Raw genomic sequence first — 17,600 nt, 5'->3', positions numbered from 1 at the left:
CCTCAATTCCACGAATATGCGAACTTGTCGTTCTCGATCGAGACCCGCGCTTGCTTGACTTCTTCCTTGGCAAGCGACTTGCTGAGGAATTCGCGTGACAGCTCCGGGAGCAGGGTGTTGGTGATGATGTTGTCAATCATTCGCCCGCCAGAGTCCGGGTCGTTGCAACGTGACACAATGTGCTCCACGACCGCGTCATCGTAGCTGAATGCCGCGTTATGGTTGTCACGGAGGCGTCGTCCGATCCGGTCGAGCTGCAACCGAGCGATCCCGGCGAGCATTTCGTCGGATAGCGGGAAGTACGGTATCGAGACGATGCGTCCGAGCAGCGCTGCCGGAAACACCTTCAGCAATTCCGGCCTCAGCATCTTGGCGAGCTCTTCCGGTTCGCTGCGATACTTTGGATCTCGCGAGAGGCCCATGATCAGATCGGTGCCGACGTTGGTGGTCAGGATGATCAACGTGTTCTTGAAGTCGATCCGCCGCCCGTTGCCGTCCTCCATGGTTCCCTTGTCGAACACCTGGAAGAAGATCTCATGGACGTCGGGATGAGCTTTCTCGACCTCGTCGAGCAGGATGACGCTATAGGGCTTGCGCCGGACAGCCTCGGTGAGGCGTCCACCTTCTCCATAGCCGACATAGCCGGGAGGCGCTCCCTTCAAGGTCGAGACGGTGTGCGCTTCCTGGAACTCCGACATGTTGATCGTGATCATGTTCTGCTCGCCGCCGTAGAGGGTCTCGGCAAGCGCCAGGGCGGTTTCGGTCTTGCCCACGCCGGATGGACCAGCCAGCATGAACACGCCGATCGGCTTCGACGGGTTGTCCAGTTTGGCGCGGCTGGTCTCGATTCGCTTGGCGATCATCGTCAGCCCATGAGACTGGCCGACGACGCGGCGCTTGAGGATCTCCGGTAGTTTCAGCACGGTTTCGATCTCGTCGCGCATCATCCGGCCGACCGGGATGCCAGTCCAGTCAGAGACAACGGACGCCACCGACTGCTGGTCCACATAGGCATAGACCATCCGCTTTTCCGGATTGATGCTCTCAAGCGTGTCGAACTTGCCGCGCAGCTCCGCGCGCCTGGCAGCCGGATCGTCGCCTTCCATGGGTTCGGACAGGATCTCCCGAATGCCCCGGATGTCCTTGACGAGCTCCTGCTCTGCGGCCCAATCGGCTTCGAGGTTCGTCAGCTTGTCCTTCAATGCTGCGACGTCGTTGTCGATCGCTACGATGCGCTCGTCGTCCTCAATCCCAAGATCGCTGTCGCTGACGAGTGCTGATCGCTCAGCTTCACGGGCGGCAATCGCAACGCGTGCATCCTCGATCAGGGCCGGAGTCGCGCTCTGGCTGATCGCCACGCGCGCCGAGGCGGTATCAAGCAGGCTGACCGCCTTGTCGGGTAACTGCCGTGAAGGAATGTAGCGGTGGGACAGGTTGACCGCTGCGACGATCGCGGCATCCGAGATGCGAACGCCGTGGTGCTTTTCCATCGGACCGAGGAGTCCGCGCAGCATGATGCAGCAGGTTTCCACATCGGGTTCATCGATCTGGATCGGCTGGAAGCGTCGTGTGAGCGCGGGATCTTTCTCGATATACTGGCGATATTCTGCCCACGTGGTGGCGGCGATCGTGCGCAGCGTGCCACGCGCAAGGGGAGGTTTCAGGAGATTGGCTGCATCACCGGTGCCGGCCGCGCCGCCGGCGCCGATCAGTGTGTGGGCTTCATCGATGAACAGGATGATGGGGGTGGGTGAGCTCTGGACCTCGTCGATCACCGACCGCAAGCGCTGCTCAAACTCGCCCTTCATGGAGGCACCGGCCTGCATCAGGCCGATGTCGAGCGCACAAAGCCTTACACCGCGGAGCGGTGGCGGCACGTCGCCGGCGGCGATACGCTGGGCGAAGCCCTCGACAACTGCGGTCTTGCCGACGCCAGCCTCGCCGGTGAGGATTGGATTGTTCTGCCGCCGACGCATCAACACGTCGATCAGTTGGCGGATTTCTTCGTCCCGACCAAGGATCGGATCCATCTCGCCCGATTTGGCCTTGGCGGTGAGATCCTGGGAGAACCGGTCGAGCGGCGTCGTCCCCTTTGGACCCGCTTGGGCCGCGCCTTCCGTGACGGCGCCGACCAGGCCCGAACCGTCCATCGGTCGCATGGTCTCCTCGTCGGAGCCGGCCCAGACGGCGCGACGCTCCGCGGCCAGTGCGTCGACGTTGACCTTGGAAAATTCCTGCGAGAGGTTGTTCAGCGTGCGACGAATATCGTTCGATTTCAGGCCTGCCACAAGCAGATGACCGGTGCGGATCTGGGTCTCGCCAAAGAAGAGCGTGGCATAATGCCAGCCCCGATCGAGCAGATCGATGACCGAATTGGCGACGCCCGGCATGTCGGTTTCGTTCTTACGAAAGCCATTGATCACGCCGGCAAGGTCCGACAACAAGCGTGCGCGGTCGAGCTTGTAATGATCGACCGAGAGGCTGAGATCGTTGCGTTCCTGCTGCAGGATATGAAACAGCCAGTGCGCAAGCTCGACGTTGCGATTGCCGGCGCTCTTTGCGTGGCGCAGGGCCTGTAAGAAGGCATCATAGCCGGCCCGGTTCAGCTTGCCCGTTACAGCTTCAATGCTGATGTCGGTCACGGCGGCTCCTCCTGCTCAATTCCTCCGCGGATGCGTGCCATCATGCGGAAATTGCCTCAAATTCCATAGCATTAGGCGATCAGCGCGATGGATAGGTTCAAATCGCCGCGGCATTCGCTGTGGCACTCCGGCGGGCTCTCAATCGTTCGCCGAGCTGAAAGCGGGCATCGCGGCGATATTCTTCCGTGGAGGCCCAGTTCGGCGAGACCCAGGTGGTCCATCCAAGTCGCCCACTCTGTCCAAGCCTGACCGGGACGACCTCTCCCGCCGGAATGGCGAGCTCGACCTCCCATTCCAATTCGTCGCCGATATAGAAGAAAACGGCGTCGGCCAGCGGCGCCGACAGGTTGGGTGTTTCGGTCGGCAGGAATTGTTCGTACTGAGCAAAAGTTCTGACAAAGACCCGAACTCTGATCTTGTCCTCGACGCTGAACACACGCGAGCCGAGAAGGGCGTCCTGGCCGAGCCTCGCATGCGTTCCGCCGAGCCGGCTGCAGTGACTTGGGTCGAATGAGAGCCAGGTGCCGACGAATTCGTCGATCTCGACTTTGACGTCGAACAGTCCTTGCAGGAACCGCGTCAATCGTGATGCACACTTCGCCCTGGGCGCGACCAGTCCAGCGAAGCTGAGCTTCGCCATGTCCGGAACCGCATCGCGATCGGCGAAAACATCGGAGCCCAAGCCGGCGAAGGAGCCGACATAGGCAATGAAGCGATCGTCCGCCGGGCGGTCATGCTGCGCGATCGGGCGCGCGTCGGCCCAGGCACGAAAGAAGAGTTGCAGGAAGCGTCCGTTGAGGAGGTCGAGAAAGCGGGGGAAGGCGTCATCCCGCATCAGCCACCAGCTGAGGCTTTCATCGGTGGTGGCAAGGGGCAGGGCGCCCTGCGGGCCCAGGAGGCCGAGAAATTTGACGAGTATCCTCAGCCGGGCACCCTGGTCGTCCACCGCCGCGAGGTTCGAGGCGGGGAACTCCAGATAAGGCACCTGGCCGAGGTCGATATATTCGTCGCGACGCGCGGCACTGTCGCCGATCCGCGGTCGATCCGGGTTGGCGCGCTCGAACTGGCGTAACGTATGGAAGAAATCGAAGCGCCAGGGCTCGGCCTTCATCTGGTCGATCAGCGTCATAGCGGTCTCCGCGTGCCCATGCGCGGTGGCCACCGCATGATCTCGCCGCGCTCCGGCGTCGAGATGACCGTCTGAGTGAAGGTGTTGAAGCCCGAATAGTCGGCGAAGAAGCGCTCCAGTATTGCCCCGAGCAAAAACACGCCGCTGCCCTCAAATGCCTTCTCGTCGAGCGTAACGGTAATCTCCAGGCCCCGTGCTGCGCCGCTACCCGTGCGCTCGCGCACGCGCCGCACGACAGGTCGGCTTTCTATGCTGCGCACGCCGCGGATCTTGCGCTCCGTGGCGTCGTCGAACTGATCGGCGAACAAGGCCAGCATCTCGCGTAGCGCTCCGGCGTTCTTGCCGCCACCGCGTTCGACGAGGCCAAGATAGTTGAGGCTGAGCATGTTGATCAGCCGCCAGCTGACAATCCCACTGTTGGCGATTTCGCTGCGGCTGCGCAGTTGGGCAACCACCGGCTCACGCGGTGGCGTGGGACCAGCGACACACATCAGATCAAGGGAGGTATCGTCCAGCAGCCGAAAGTCGGCGCCGCCCTGGCCGACCGGCAAGTGCTCGGTGAGATGGCGATTGGAGCACAGAGCCCGGACGCTCAGTTCGGCGACGGAGCCTCCGCCACTCAATTCGCCGGGCTCAAGCAGCGACAGGAACATGTCCGTCCCGGTGTAGTCTGAGGAAGTACCGTATGTCTTCTCCTCTACTGTGCGGCGCCGGGGTAAGCGGCGGACGGTGAAATAGAGCCCGTCGACCGATCCGCTGGTCCGGTCGACGGCGGCCGAATAGAGCGGGCGCACGGGCCGTTTATCCTTCTCTGCCGGCAGGTGCGCGTAGACCTCGAGCACCTGGTGCGGTTCGTATTCCAGATAGCGGCTGCGATCTGGCACCACATGGTACTCGTAAGTATTCGACTTGACAGGAATGCGATCGCTCGTTTTCTCGAACAGATTGATCGCCGGTGCAGTATAGAGCCTGAAGGTCTCGGGGCGCACCGAGGCAGCCAGCCGCGAATTGTGTTCATCGAAAGCGAAGACAATATCGATCGATTTGCTGCGCAGTCGCGACATCACGCTGCGTAGTCCCGTCAGGTTTATGCCGAGGAACTTGCGTGGAAACATGAAATATTCTCGCAGCAGCTCCGAACCGCGAAAGATCCGATTGTCGTTAGGGAACAGCGACTCGTTTTCGTCGAAGCCAATTTGCTGCACGCAATCATGGGGCGCACGAGTCACCACCGGATCGCCGAAGTCGTCGAGATGCCGGAAGTAGACTCCTTTGCAATTCGAGATCAATTGCTCGTAGAGCGCGATGGCGTCGGATTCCGCGCCTGAGAGGTAGATCGGAAGTTCGCTCACGCGGCAGCCTGCGAACCAGGTTTCCGGCTTGGCTCGGGCCTCTGCGTCCGGTAGTTCCTCGTCGAGCCGGGCTGCGGTACGATGGGTCAGCGACAGCTTCAGCCCCGCGATGACGTCGCCTCCGACCGGGATCCCGAGCGCCTGCAGAGTGCCCGCTGTGGAGAAATACTCTGCGCTGGTGACGTCGAACGGCCAGAGCACGATGTCGCGGCAAAGTCGAAACCGGCAGGAAAGACTTCGTTCTCTCTCGCGGTAGGTCGCGTCGAAATAGGCGCCGCGTACAATCTTCTTGCCGTCGCGCAGCGCTGGGTCGGCGTAGGGTGGCCGTGCCGCGACGAGCATCGCCGACGGTGTGGGCGCAAGATAGTTCGGTACCAGCTGCTCAAGCAGGTTTGCAGTGAATTCCGGGAATTCGTGCTTGAGCTTGAGCTGAACGCGGGCGGCAAGAAACGCGGCGCCTTCCAATAGTCCCGTGATCATCGGGTCCGAGCGGTCCCGGATGAGGCCGCCGAGGCGCTCTGCGATGCCAGGATATTCTTCGGCGAAATCTCCTGCCTGCTCGTACAGCAATGACAGTTCACGATTGTAGAAATCGAGGAATTCGCGATTCATGCTAAAGTCGATTGATTTGGATGTCGCCGCTGTCGAGGTCGACGTCGGCGACAAATTCCACGGGGACGTTGAGCGGCTCAGCCTTGAGGTCGGCGTGAACGATGAAGCGCAGCTTCAGCTGCTCAGGACCGACCGAGCCGTCGCGACGGACCCGGATCGTCTTGCGATCGAGTCTTGGCTCGTACGTCGTCAGAGTCTCGCGCAGGGCGCCGGTGAGTTCGTCGTCCGTGACCTCGTCGATCGAACGGTGGGCGATATCGGGGAAGCCGTAGTTCAGGATCGAGGTTCGAACGCTATCCCGCCCGCTCAGATCCAAGGTCGATTCCAGAGCAATGGTATTGAGGAGCGTTTCAAGGTCATGGGAGACCTCCCGCCGCAACAACGTTTCCGAGATCGGAAAGCGGCCTGCGCTGCGCCGCCCGGCAATGATCCGCTCACCGAACTCATCGCGCAGATTGAGCTTCTTGCGCGCATCGCGTGCTTCATGAGCGGAGCGAAAGGCCAGCATTAATGGGGGAGAGAGCCGATCCCTCTTTGGAGCAATGGTCATTGACTGTCCCCAAGATGTCCGGCTCGCTATGCTGTTTCGCGGAGCAATAGCTGGTCTCCGGGATGATGTCGCCTCAGCAGGCGGTCGGGCCCGCAACCGGTCAAGTCGAGACTTGCGACCGCAATCGCATCGCCTGGCGCCGGTTCGCGCTTATCGCAACCGGCGCCAGGTAGGGCCGACAATCAGGCCCATTCCTTGTTGGCGGGAACGTCCCAGCCAAACACCGGCGCAGCTCCAGCGCCGCCTTTTTCTGTCTGGGTCTTGTAGGTCATCTTGACCTTCGCGAAGTTCAGACTCACGTTTTCGGTGAGGCGATCTTCACCGTGCGATCCGCCCGTCGATACGCTGGTGACTAGGATGTGCTTCATCTCGATCTTGAGATACTCCAGCGGATTTTCGCCCGCCTTGCGGACCGTGAGGATCGCTGTATCAATGTGCTTGCCGTTCGCGCAGACCTTGAAAAGCTCCGGCGTGGCCTTGTCGACGAAGTGCGTAAAGTGGAGATCCTGGACGCTGACCTTGCCGGCGCCGCCGCCCGAACCGCTGTGGAAAGTGCCTGACTGGCTTTCGCCGAAAGACCAGCTCAAAATATCGATTTCGTCCTTGTGCTTGTCGTCCAGCGACTCGCCCTTGATCGGATCGAGTTTCAAGAAGATGTCGACAGCCATAGCGTAGTCCTCTCAAATTTCTGCGTGGTTACGGTTGCGATGTTGCGGCATCAGGAAGCGGGGCCGGGTAGGCGTGAAACCAGGCTGAGGCCGACGTCCATCGCCTCCAACTGAAAGTGTGGACGAAGAAAGAAGCGCGCGTTGTAATATCCCGGATTCTCCTCGTTTGCGATGACTTCAACCTTCGCAGCGGCCAGTGGCTTGCGCGCTTTCTGAGCTTCTGACGAGAGGGCTGGGTTGGCATCAACGTATTCGTTGATCCAGGTTTGCAGCCAGATCGTCAGCTCATCCTTCTCCTTCATGGATCCGATCTTGTCGCGAACCATGCACTTCAGATAGTGGGCAAAGCGGGACACTGCGAACATGTAAGGTAGTCGTGACGACAAGTTGTCGGACGCGGTGGCATCCACGCCCTTTTCGCCGAAGTACTTCTTCGGCTTGTAGAGTGACTGGGCGCCGATGAAGGCGGCCTTGTCGGTGTTCTTGCGATGGATCAGCGGGATGAGGCCCGCCTTTGCAAGTTCGTGCTCGCGGCGATCACTGATGGCGATCTCGGTCGGGCATTTCAGGTCGACGCCGCCGTCATCGGTCGGGAATGTGTGCGTCGGCAGGTTGATGACTTCGCCACCGGACTGCACGCCGCGGATCCGCGTGCACCAGCCAAATTCCTTGAAGGCGCGGTTGATGTTGACCGCCATTGCGTAGGCGGCGTTGATCCAGCCGTATTTATCGCCGGTGTGTCCGTCCGTCTCCTCTTCGAAGGCGAACTCTTCCACGGGCTCCGATTTCGCGCCGTAGGGGAGGCGGCCGAGCGCGCGGGGCATGCACAGGCCGAGATAGCGCGAGTCGTCCTGATCGCGCAGCCCCTTCCATGCGGCATACTCCGGCGTGTCGAACACCTTACCGATGTCGCGAGGGTTGGACAGCTCGGTCCAAGAGTCCATTCCCATCAGCGTCGGCTCGGCGCCGCTGAAGAAGGGAGCGTGCGCGGCGCCGGCGATCTTGCTGAGGTCGCGGAGCAACTGTACGTCGGTTGGGAGGTGGCTGAAATAGTAGTCGCCGATCAGGCAGCCAAACGGCTCGCCGCCCAGCTGGCCGAATTCATACTCGTAGATCTGCTTGAACAGGGGACTCTGGTCCCAGCGCGCATCGGGGTAAAGCCGCAGATTCCGATACAACTCGTTCTTGGAGACGTTCATCACCCGGATCTTGAGGTTGGCGTCGGTCTCGGAATTGAAGACGAGGTAGTGGAGGCCGCGCCAAGCACTTTCGATTGACTGGAACTCAGGTGTGTGAAGAATTTCGTTCATTTGCGCGGTCAGCTTCTGGTCGATCCGCGCGATCATCTCCTCGATGGTGTCGAGGACGTCCGACTTGATGACGCTCGAGTCCTTCAACGCCTCTTGAACGAGCGTGGATACCGCGTTTTCGACTTCGGTCGCTGCGCGTTCAGTGCGCGGTTTGAAGCTTTGCTTCAGCAGAGTGGCAAACTCGTCAGCTTCGACGGTCTTGACCTGGGTGGTGCTCTCTTTGTGAACAGCTTCTTTTGCCATGGTCCCCATTCCTTCCTTAGCTCTCGGTGCCAGGTTCGGTCGACTGGCTTGTCGCGCGTTCCCGAAGCGCCGCCATCAGTTGAGGATCGGCGAGAAGTTTCTTGAGTTGGTCCTCGGCGGCCACCTTGCCATCCATGTAGCGCAGCAGGTTGGCGAGTTGTTCGCGCGCCTCGAGCAGCTTGGCAGTAGCCGGCACCTGGCGGGCGACGGCCACCGGCGTGAAGTCTGCCATCTTGTTGAAGCGCAAGTTGACCGAGATCTTTTCGTCGGATCCATCGCTGAGGCGATTGGCGACACGCGCCGTCACGCCGGGCTGGATTGCCGCCATGCGGTTGTCGAAATTGTCCATGTCGAACTCGAGGAACTTGCGCTCCTCGACCTTCGTCTTCTCGACGCCAGGGTTATTGCCGGAGAGGTCGGAGAGGACGCCCATGACGAACGGCAGTTCGATCAGCCGCTCGGCGTCGTAAGGATCTTCGTATGTGATGTGCACGCGTGGTGCGCGGTTTCGCCGAATGAATTTTTGACCGCTGTCTGTAGCCATGGTTCCCTCACTACGAAATCGCATTAGACATCGAAAAAGACATCGAATTTGCGCGACGCAGATTGGCTAGAGCGCTTCAAGTTGCTGCGGTCGGCAAACATCCTTGTGTCCAATTAGTGCCCTCGAGCGAAAGCTGGGTTCAATGCGATCTGTCGATTGTTTTAAGGGCTCCCTCAGGAAGAACATCATTCAAAAGGCTGAGAAAATCTCGTTGCGCGAGGTCGCGCGCGCGATCGACCAAAAAGGGGATGGGGCTGGACGGCTCCGCGGTTCGGAAAAACGACGCCACCTTCGTCAGCAGGCCTAAGGCCTGCGCCCTGTTTTCTATTGAAAATACAGTATCTTGAGCGCTGCTCTCTGCCGTCGATGAGAGCGAGGTAGCGAGTTCCGCCATCCGTTCGATCGGCAGGTCAAAGACCTTGTCGCGCCCGATGTTGATCGCAGCGCTCTCCACGTGCGCAGGCACCAGCATCCGCATAACTTCAATGAATGACTTGCCCACCATCTCCTGCGCTTGACGCACCAGCAACAGTGCCGGGCTGGATGGTTCCATTCGGGCAAAATAGTCGGCCGCCGCTGCAAGCGCTGCAGATGCCTGTGCGGATGAAGTCACCACCCCGCTCGTGTCTGACGGCGCCTGTGTATCGACAGGACCGACATCTTCCGCGGTTGCAGCGATCGCGGCCGGATCGCGCAACGCGACAAGGCCCGCAAGCCAGGCAGCCATGCCGTTAACCAGGCCGGAGAGCCTGTCGAGGCTGATCGGTTGCCCCGCGTTCAACTTCTCGTGCCAGGTTTGTTTGATACCCGCGATTTCAGCCGCGACCGCGGAGCACCGCGCGCTGGTTGCCTTGAGAGTGTCGAGATCCGTCTCGCTGACGATGCGCTCGATGGCCGCCAGATCAGGTCCGTCGGCGTCGGCGTCGCCGGCGGGAATTTCGCCCATGGCAACCTGATAAGCACGGTAGTTGAGGTTGCCGTGTCTGCGGTTCTCGATCAGGGGAAGGAACTGGAGCGGGTTGATCACGGTCGGGAACACGTCGATTGCCTCGACCGTGACGGCGCGAAGTGCGTAGTCGCCGTCCTCGCCCTTCGGATGCACCGCCTCCCACTGCTCGCGCAGCAGCAAGTTGGTCGCCTTCAGGCAGCAGAGAAAGCCGTCGAGATCGCGGTTGAGGATTGAAAACTTGGCCAGCAGCAGGTTTAGGCGCAGATCGCGGGTACGCTCCAGGAGGGGCTGCGCGGCGGCGAATTGGCCGGCAAAATCGACTGCCTTTGGATCGAAGCGTCCACGCTCTCCGTTGGCATTGACGACCTCGAAGAACGACATCGGCAGCAGCGATTCCGCACCTGCGAAGAAGTTCAGATACTGGATGTCTCCGATGGCGTCGAGATCCGGCCCGCAGGGATCGTCAGCGGCAATGGGGTGCGTCAGGGAGGCGACATCAAGCATACGACGATCGTCCATCTGCTCGGTCACGGCCCCGCTGCCGAGCCCGTGGCGACTGCCGGATCGCGGGGGGATCCATGATCCGAGTCTATATCCATGGGTCAGATGCCTGCTGGTGTTGGTTCATTCCCGAAGATCATGCCATTTTCGCGTGAACCGGCAAGCTCTTGGAGCCGACTACTTGATGACCGGGGCGGTTCCTTGGACCGCTGTTGTGGAACGTCCGGACCAGCCCTGGGGCGGACCTGCCGGCACTGCCGGGGGCGGGCAGGATTTCCGTGGTTCTTGCATAGCGTCTGATCAGCTCTTCGCAGCGGGTCATTCGATCGAAGGAGGGAGTTTAAGCCCACATGGGCCAGCTTACTCAGGATACCCGCCTCTGCGAACTCAAGACGCCTCTTGGCAAGGACGTTCTGGTTTTTGCCGGGTTCGAAGGCTCGGAAGGTCTCAGCGAACTGTTCGAGTATCGCATCGAGTGTCTCAGTGAGGATGCCGACCTCGACTTCGATCGTGCCATCGGTCAGCAGTGTACGCTGACCATAAGGCTGCATGAAAAGGAGCGCGAGTTCAGTGGCATTCTGACGGAGGCCCAATGGCTCGGGGTGAAGAACGACTATTTCAGCTACCGGATCGTTCTGAGGCCCTGGCTATGGCTGTTGTCGCGGACAACTGATTGCCGGATCTTTCAGGACAAGAAGGCGCCCGACATCATCAAGGAAGTATTCAACGAACGTGGCTTCACCGACTATGAATCCAAACTGACCGAAGAGGGTTCCTGTCCGAAGCTCGAATACTGCGTTCAGTACCGCGAGACCGACATGAATTTCGTGTGCCGGCTGATGGAGCAGCACGGCATCTCCTACTTCTTCAAGCATGAGGGCGGCAAACACACGCTGGTGTTGGCGGACTCCAAATCGTCGCACAGCCCGATCAAAGGTCTTGCTACGATTCCCTACATCCCGCTGACGGGTGCCGATCGTCGAGGCGAGCAACACATCTATGAATGGGTGTCGGAGCGCCGGTTTCGCACCGGCAAGATCGAACTCAACGACTACAACTACCAGAAGCCAAACGCTCAGTTGATCAGCGATGCCAAGGGCTCCGAGCATTACACTCGGTCGGAGATGGAGTATTACGACTATCCCGGGAAGTTCAAGGAAAAGTCCGACGGCGAGCGCTACGCGAAGATCCAGCTCCAGGCGGAGCAGGCGATGGACCGGCGGCGTCGCGGCAATGGTGACGCGGTCAACCTGTTCCCCGGTGGGCTGACGAAGCTCGAAAAGCACTCCAAGGACTCGCAGAACGTGGAATATCTCGTGGTGCGAGCCACGCACTCGTTCTCGCTCGAATCTTACCGCACCGGCGGTCCCGGCGACGCCGGGCAACATGTCTATTTCGGTAGCTATGAGTTTCTGCCAAGCGATCGGCCGTTTCGAGCGCTGATGATGACGCCGAAGCCAAGGATTAACGGCATCCAAACGGCCAAGGTGGTGACCAAAGACGATAATTCGAACGAGGAAATCGACGTTGAATCGCTGGGCGAAATCTATGTCCGCTTTTTCTGGGATCGGAAGAAGAAGCGGTCGTGCCGGTTGCGCGTGGCTCAGGTTTGGTCTGGCAAGCGCTGGGGCGGTCAGATCATCCCGCGCGTCGGACAGGAAGTGGTTGTCGAATTCCTGGAGGGGGATCCGGACCGGCCCCTGGTGATCGGCACCGTGTACAACGACGAATACAAGCTGCCCTATGATTTGCCGTCGAAGAAGACGGTTGCAGGATTGAAGTCCGACTCCACCAAAGGTGGTGGCGGCTTCAACGAGTGGAACTTCGAGGACAAGAAGGGATCCGAGAAGATCACGGTGCATGCTGAGAAGGACCACGACGTGACGGTCCGCGACACCGAGACACGGACCATCGGCGAAGCTGCATTCGGCGGCGACACCCGCAAGACCACGCTCAAGAAAGGCAATGATAAGCTCGATATCGAATTGGGCGGTCAGCACATCACGCTGGCCATGGACCAGTCTGTCAAAGCGGGCATCAGCATCACGCTCACGGCCAATGCCAATATCACCCTACAGGTTGGTCCCAGCCAGATTATCCTGAGCCCGGCGGGCATCGTCATCAACGCGCCGACGATCGCCATGACAGCGCAGGCCGGCATGGCGCTTGCAGCCGGCGGTCCGCTGGTCGCGCACGGCACTCCAACTCTTGTCGGCTGACGGTCATGGGGCAGGTTCGGTTCGGCACGGTACGGGATCTGTTTCAAGCCTATCCCTTGGCGCGTTATGATGTCGGCAAAGCCGATGCCGACAAGCCTTCGCTGGATTTCCTTCAGGAGGCCGCCGATGCCCGCAACTGGTACCAGGCCGTATCTTACTGCGCCTATCTGCTTCCCAGGCGCGTGGCGATCGCCTGGGGATGCCGCTCTCTGCGACGGATGTTCGACCATTTCGACGCCTACGACAGCAGGTCGCTGAATGTTGTGGAGACCTGGGTCCGGCAACCGGACGAGCAGTCCCGGAACAAGGCGCTGGCCGTCGGCAATGCCAACGATCCTGAGCAGCCAGCGACATGGCTGGCGCTGGCGGCCGGCTGGTCCGGTGGAAGCGTGGTTCCCCCGGAATTTGCGCCCGTGGAAGCCAAGCCAGATCAGGCCGCACGGGCGGTGCGTGCAGCGCTGCTGATTGGCCTCTGCCGGCTCCCCCGTGACTCCCGGGACCAGATAATGACGTCATGCCTGGAGGATGGTATTCAATTGGCACGCGGCGAACCGCGCCCTCCGCGCTAACGAGACGATGTGATGGTGCTTCGCTTTAATATCGAGAACGAACCGAACCTTCCGGACGGCGGACCTGTGTCGTTTACGGTCACCGGCAGGCGCTCGGTCGATATTGGCCGGGATCGTCACCTCGACTGGACGCTGCCGGATCCGGCGCGGACGATTTCCGGAAAGCACTGCGAGGTGCACTTTCGCGACGGCGGCTATTGGCTGCACGACGTCTCGACCAACGGCACCTTTCTCAATGGTGCCGACCAGCGCATGCGGGGGCCCCACCGCTTGCGCGACGGCGACCGACTGACGATCGGTCACTACATCATCGGAGTTTCGCTGGAGGATGAGGCTGGCGGGCGCAGCCCAAACCATGAGGCGCAACTGCACGAACCCTCGGTCCAGCAGCATGCCGATTACGGAGAGCTTTGGACGGCCGATCGTGACGTTCCGCCGCCGATCGATCCGCACCTGTTGAAGAAGCCACGCGAGGCTGCGCGGCCCGTCAATCCGGGGTTCCTGGATTGGGCGGCGAGCGTCCCGGCGCCGGGTGTAGACCCATTTCGACCGTCATCGCCGACGTCTCCGTACCAACCGTCCGTGCAGGACGACGACATGAACTGGGCAGCGGGTCCGGTCACCGCGCCGAAACCGCAAGTCGAGCGCCCCCCAGTCAAGCCGACCCCACGCCGGCCGTCGGTGTGGATCGATGATGAACCAGTCGGTGCACAGCCGCCGGCATCGCTATCACACCAAGAGGTTGCGACGCCGCGCCAAACGCAAGCAGCAGGCGAGGGGCCTGTCACGGCCAAGCCAGTCGGCGGTACCGAGTTCGCGCGACTGGTGGCGCGCGCTGCAGGATTGCCGGACAATTTCTTTGCTAACAAGTCCGACGCCGAACTCGCCGAACAGCTTGGCATCATCTTGCGTATGACCGTGGATAATCTCATGGCGCTGCTGCAAGCGCGAACCCAAGCCAAACAGCTGACCCGCAGCACCAGCCAGACCACCGTCCAAGCCCTCGAAAATAATCCGCTGAAATTCTCGCCGACCGCGGAAGAGGCGATGCGCATTCTCTTTGGGCCGCCGACGCGTAGCTACCTCGACGCACAGCGCGCCTTTGCACAGGGCTTCAGTGATCTCAAATCACATCAGTTGAAGACCTATATGGCGATGCAGCACGCTGTCCATGAGCTGATTGCGGACATAGATCCGACGCTGATGGCGCGCGAGCTCGAGCTTCAGCGTGGCGCAAGCTCCTGGCTCGGCACGAACAAGGGCAAACTCTGGGACGAGTTCTTGACGCGCTGGAAGGCGCATCTTGGCCGCGATAACAGCGCGCCGATCGAAATCTTTATGTTGCACTTCTCGGACTATTACGACCGCGGCGACAAGCCCGGTTCAAAGTAAGCTGTCGGCGACCATGCGGTCGCCGACATTTTCTAAGTGGATGTAGGAATGTCTTGGTACAGCAAGGTTTTCTGGTCGGAAGGTCTGTTTCTGCGGCCGCATCATCTGCAGCAGAACGACCGCTACATCGAACACTTGCTGGAAAAGCGCGTTCGCTACACGACACCATACCCCTGGGGCTTTGCCCAGCTGGAGATCGATAAGGATCTTACCGAACAAAGCAAGTTCGCGGTGCGCAATGCGTCCGGCGTTATGCCGGACGGTACGCCGTTCGATATCCCTGCGGACAGCCCAATTCCCGAAGCGATCGATGTGCCGGAGACGGCCGCAGGCCAGATCGTCTGGCTGATGATGCCTGTCGCGGCACCAAACACCCGCGAGGTCGACGAGGACCGCACCGACAGCGCCAGTCGTTATGTTCGTACTTCGGAAACCTTCATTGACTCGACCTCGGCGCTACGCATCGAGGAGGAGATCGACATCGCTTATCCGCGCTTGTCGTTCGAACTGCGCAAGACCAGCAAGCCCGGATACATGGGCCTCGGCATCGCGCGCATTCTGGAAGTGCGCGACAAGAACATCCTGTTCGACGACAAGTTCGTGCCGCCGATGCTGGTCTGCGCCGCGCATCCGATCATCGATGGTTGGCTCAACCGCATCATCGGCTGGGTTGAGACCAAACTCGACGAGCTGGCGCGTTACGCGGTCGATCCGTCATCCGGCGGTGGGTTGCAGAGCGTCGACTATCTGGTCCTGCAAGTGCTGAACCGTACCATTCCCGTGCTGACTCATTTCCAACGCTCCGGCAGCGTGCACCCCGAGCGCCTGTACGAGGAATTGTTGAGGTTCGCGGGTGAACTTGCGACTTTTTCCACGGCGGAACGGCGGGCGCGCAACTATCCGGCGTACGATCATGACGATCTCGAGAGCGTCTTCACACCATTGGTGAGCGACATCCAGGACTTCTTGAGCGCGCGGCTGGGCCGGCGGGCGATCCGTCTGGAGATCATCGAGCGCGCGCAGAATGCGTTCGTATCGCCGATCCGCGATCGAGCGCTATTCCGAAATGCGACCCTGGTGCTGGAGGTTGCCGCACGGCGGCCACTCGTGGAGATCCAGAACGATTTCCCGCACCTGTTCAAGGTTGGGCCGAACACCAAGATGAACGAGATCGTGCACGCAAACTTGCCGGGCCTGACCTTGGTGCATTTGCCGACGCCACCGCCGCATATCCGGGCCATCACGGATCACGTCTATTTCTATCTCGACCGCAAGTCGCCGCTGTGGCCCGAGTTCAGCACGGCGGCCTCGATCGGAATGCACTTCTCCGGCGACTGGCCGGAGCTTGAGCTGTATCTTTGGGCTATCCTGGAAGACAGGCCATGAGCGACAGGGACAAGCCGGTCAATCCTTTCGGTCGGGGCGAACGGACGATCATCCGTCCCAACCCCGGCGGGAAGTTGCCGCCGGCGCCGACCTCTCAGCCTCCGCCGGGCGAGGGGCCTGCAGCACGTCCGGCCTATTCGCCGTCACCCGTACCTTCTCCCGGCGCGCCAACGCCACCATCATCCTTTTCGCCCGTTCCACAGGGCTCGAACTACGCCTCCGCGCCGGCCAGCCATCCAACCGAGGAATGGATCTCGACACCCGCGCAAGGCCAGGTGCCGCAACCCATGCTGCCGGCAGGGCCGCCGTTGCGCGTCGACGATCTCGTCGCGCCAAATGCCAATCCAGTGATGCGCGCTGCGGGCCCATTGCTGCAACTGCTCGGTCGGTTGCGGGTGGCGCTCATGCGCGCGTCATTCGCGAGCCTGATGGAGCAGGTCGCTGACGCTATCAAATTCTTTGAGAAGGACATCCGTTCAGCGGGCATTTCCGAGCACCAGGCCAACACAGCGAAATATATCCTGTGTGCCACTGCCGACGATATCGTGCAGCACATCCCGACCGAGGAGCGTCACGTCTGGACGCAATACTCGATGCTGAGCCGCTTCTTCGGCGAGCGTGTCGGCGGCGTCCGCTTCTTTGAGATCCTCGACCATTTGAAGATTGATCCACTGGTCAATTATCCGGTCCTCGAACTTCAGCACGCCTGCTTGGCGCTTGGTTTTCAGGGCATTCACCGGACGTCAGGGGGCGGACTTGCGAACTTGCAGCTGATCCAGCGTAACCTCTATGAATTGCTGCGCCGGGTCCGGCCGAAGACGATGACCGACCTGTCGCCCAACTGGCGCGGGCAGGCGCTGGCGGGGCGCCGGCAGCGTTTGCGTGTTCCGGTCTGGCTCGTGGCGGCCGTCGTCGCCGCGCTGCTGACCGGGTCCTATTTCGTCCTGCGGACGCTCCTCGCTGGCCGGGCAGAGAATGCTGCCGAGGTGGCGCTCGCGCTCCATCCGGCCGGCCCGATCGAGCTCAAGCGCCAGGTCGTTGCACCACCGCCGCCACCTCCGCCTCCGCCGCCACCGGATCGCATCACCCAGTTGCAACGCATCCGCAACGCGCTCGCGAAGGAGAACACAGCCTGTGCCATGACCGCGGACCAGACCCCCAGTTTCATCGTGATCAGGGTCTGCGATCTGGCCTTGTTTGCATCGGGCCAGGCGACCATCCTCGACGGTTTCAAGCCGATCGCACTCCGCGTCGCAGCAACCCTCGACAAGGAGCCGGGACGGATCCGGGTCGTCGGCCATACCGACAGTTCGCCGATCCGCACAGTCCGCTTCCCGACAAATTTCGAGTTGTCGGTCGAGCGCGCCAAGGCGGTTGCCGCGGCACTGAAGCCTGGCTTGACCGATGGTTCGCGCGTCGACGTCGAGGGCAAAGGAGCAGATGCGCCAATCGCCAGCAACACGACACCCGAGGGACGCGCCAAGAACCGGCGCGTCGAGATCTTTATCGAACGCAGCGAATAGGCAGATTCCAC

13 protein-coding genes are annotated in these 17,600 nt (G+C 60.9%); 5 read left to right on the top strand and 8 right to left on the bottom strand.

Features of this window, described 5'->3' with window-relative positions; genetic code table 11:
- Positions 1-2: 2 nt before the first annotated feature.
- The 8 genes from tssH to EI171_RS30085 all read right to left on the bottom strand — a co-directional run bounded on the left by tssH (position 3) and on the right by EI171_RS30085 (position 10,503).
- Positions 3-2,642, bottom strand: coding sequence for a type VI secretion system ATPase TssH (gene tssH / locus EI171_RS30120; RefSeq protein WP_161535483.1), 2,640 nt, complete (start codon positions 2,640-2,642; stop codon positions 3-5).
- A gap of 97 nt (positions 2,643-2,739) precedes the next feature.
- Positions 2,740-3,804 (bottom strand): type VI secretion system baseplate subunit TssG, encoded by a 1,065-nt coding sequence (tssG, locus tag EI171_RS30115; protein ID WP_011086369.1) that lies wholly within the window; start codon positions 3,802-3,804, stop codon positions 2,740-2,742.
- On the bottom strand, positions 3,768-5,735 hold the full coding sequence (gene tssF / locus EI171_RS30110; protein ID WP_028170696.1) for a type VI secretion system baseplate subunit TssF: 1,968 nt from the start codon (positions 5,733-5,735) through the stop codon (positions 3,768-3,770). The genes tssG and tssF overlap by 37 nt, the downstream gene beginning before the upstream one ends.
- Position 5,736: 1 nt before the next feature.
- Positions 5,737-6,285, bottom strand: a complete 549-nt coding sequence (gene tssE, locus EI171_RS30105) for a type VI secretion system baseplate subunit TssE (protein ID WP_011086372.1) — start codon at positions 6,283-6,285, stop codon at positions 5,737-5,739.
- A 182-nt stretch (positions 6,286-6,467) separates the two neighbouring features.
- The gene (locus tag EI171_RS30100) at positions 6,468-6,953 is read right to left on the bottom strand and encodes a type VI secretion system tube protein Hcp (RefSeq protein ID WP_011086373.1); all 486 of its coding nucleotides are present in this window, start codon (positions 6,951-6,953) and stop codon (positions 6,468-6,470) included.
- 50 nt (positions 6,954-7,003) lie between these two features.
- Entirely contained in the window at positions 7,004-8,506 is a 1,503-nt protein-coding gene (gene tssC / locus EI171_RS30095; RefSeq protein ID WP_028170697.1) for a type VI secretion system contractile sheath large subunit, read from the bottom strand.
- A gap of 16 nt (positions 8,507-8,522) precedes the next feature.
- Positions 8,523-9,050, bottom strand: a complete 528-nt coding sequence (gene tssB / locus EI171_RS30090; protein ID WP_027548753.1) for a type VI secretion system contractile sheath small subunit — start codon at positions 9,048-9,050, stop codon at positions 8,523-8,525.
- 139 nt (positions 9,051-9,189) lie between these two features.
- On the bottom strand, positions 9,190-10,503 hold the full coding sequence (locus tag EI171_RS30085; RefSeq protein ID WP_161537104.1) for an ImpA family type VI secretion system protein: 1,314 nt from the start codon (positions 10,501-10,503) through the stop codon (positions 9,190-9,192).
- Positions 10,504-10,850: 347 nt separating this feature from the next.
- Between EI171_RS30085 and EI171_RS30080 the strand changes: the two genes are divergently transcribed.
- Genes EI171_RS30080 through tssL form a run of 5 tightly spaced genes read left to right on the top strand, consistent with a single transcriptional unit; the run spans position 10,851 to position 17,589 of the window.
- A complete protein-coding gene (locus EI171_RS30080) occupies positions 10,851-12,719 on the top strand; it encodes a type VI secretion system Vgr family protein (RefSeq protein WP_161535482.1) in 1,869 nt (622 codons plus the stop codon).
- Between the two features lie 5 nt (positions 12,720-12,724).
- Positions 12,725-13,288, top strand: a complete 564-nt coding sequence (locus EI171_RS30075) for a hypothetical protein (protein ID WP_011086378.1) — start codon at positions 12,725-12,727, stop codon at positions 13,286-13,288.
- Between the two features lie 12 nt (positions 13,289-13,300).
- Positions 13,301-14,680 (top strand): type VI secretion system-associated FHA domain protein TagH, encoded by a 1,380-nt coding sequence (tagH, locus tag EI171_RS30070; RefSeq protein ID WP_161535481.1) that lies wholly within the window; start codon positions 13,301-13,303, stop codon positions 14,678-14,680.
- Positions 14,681-14,728: 48 nt separating this feature from the next.
- Positions 14,729-16,066 carry a type VI secretion system baseplate subunit TssK gene (gene tssK, locus EI171_RS30065; RefSeq protein ID WP_161535480.1) on the top strand — a complete coding sequence of 446 codons (1,338 nt, stop codon included), beginning with the start codon at positions 14,729-14,731 and terminating at the stop codon, positions 16,064-16,066.
- On the top strand, positions 16,063-17,589 hold the full coding sequence (gene tssL / locus EI171_RS30060; RefSeq protein ID WP_060911463.1) for a type VI secretion system protein TssL, long form: 1,527 nt from the start codon (positions 16,063-16,065) through the stop codon (positions 17,587-17,589). Before tssK ends, tssL begins: the two co-directional genes overlap by 4 nt.
- Positions 17,590-17,600 lie beyond the last annotated feature (11 nt).

It is taken from the genome of Bradyrhizobium sp. LCT2 (assembly GCF_009931255.1).
Classification (GTDB): Bacteria; Pseudomonadota; Alphaproteobacteria; order Rhizobiales; family Xanthobacteraceae; genus Bradyrhizobium; species Bradyrhizobium diazoefficiens.
The sequence above is the reverse complement of the archived record's forward strand: the minus strand, read 5'-3'. Positions and strand labels throughout refer to the sequence as shown.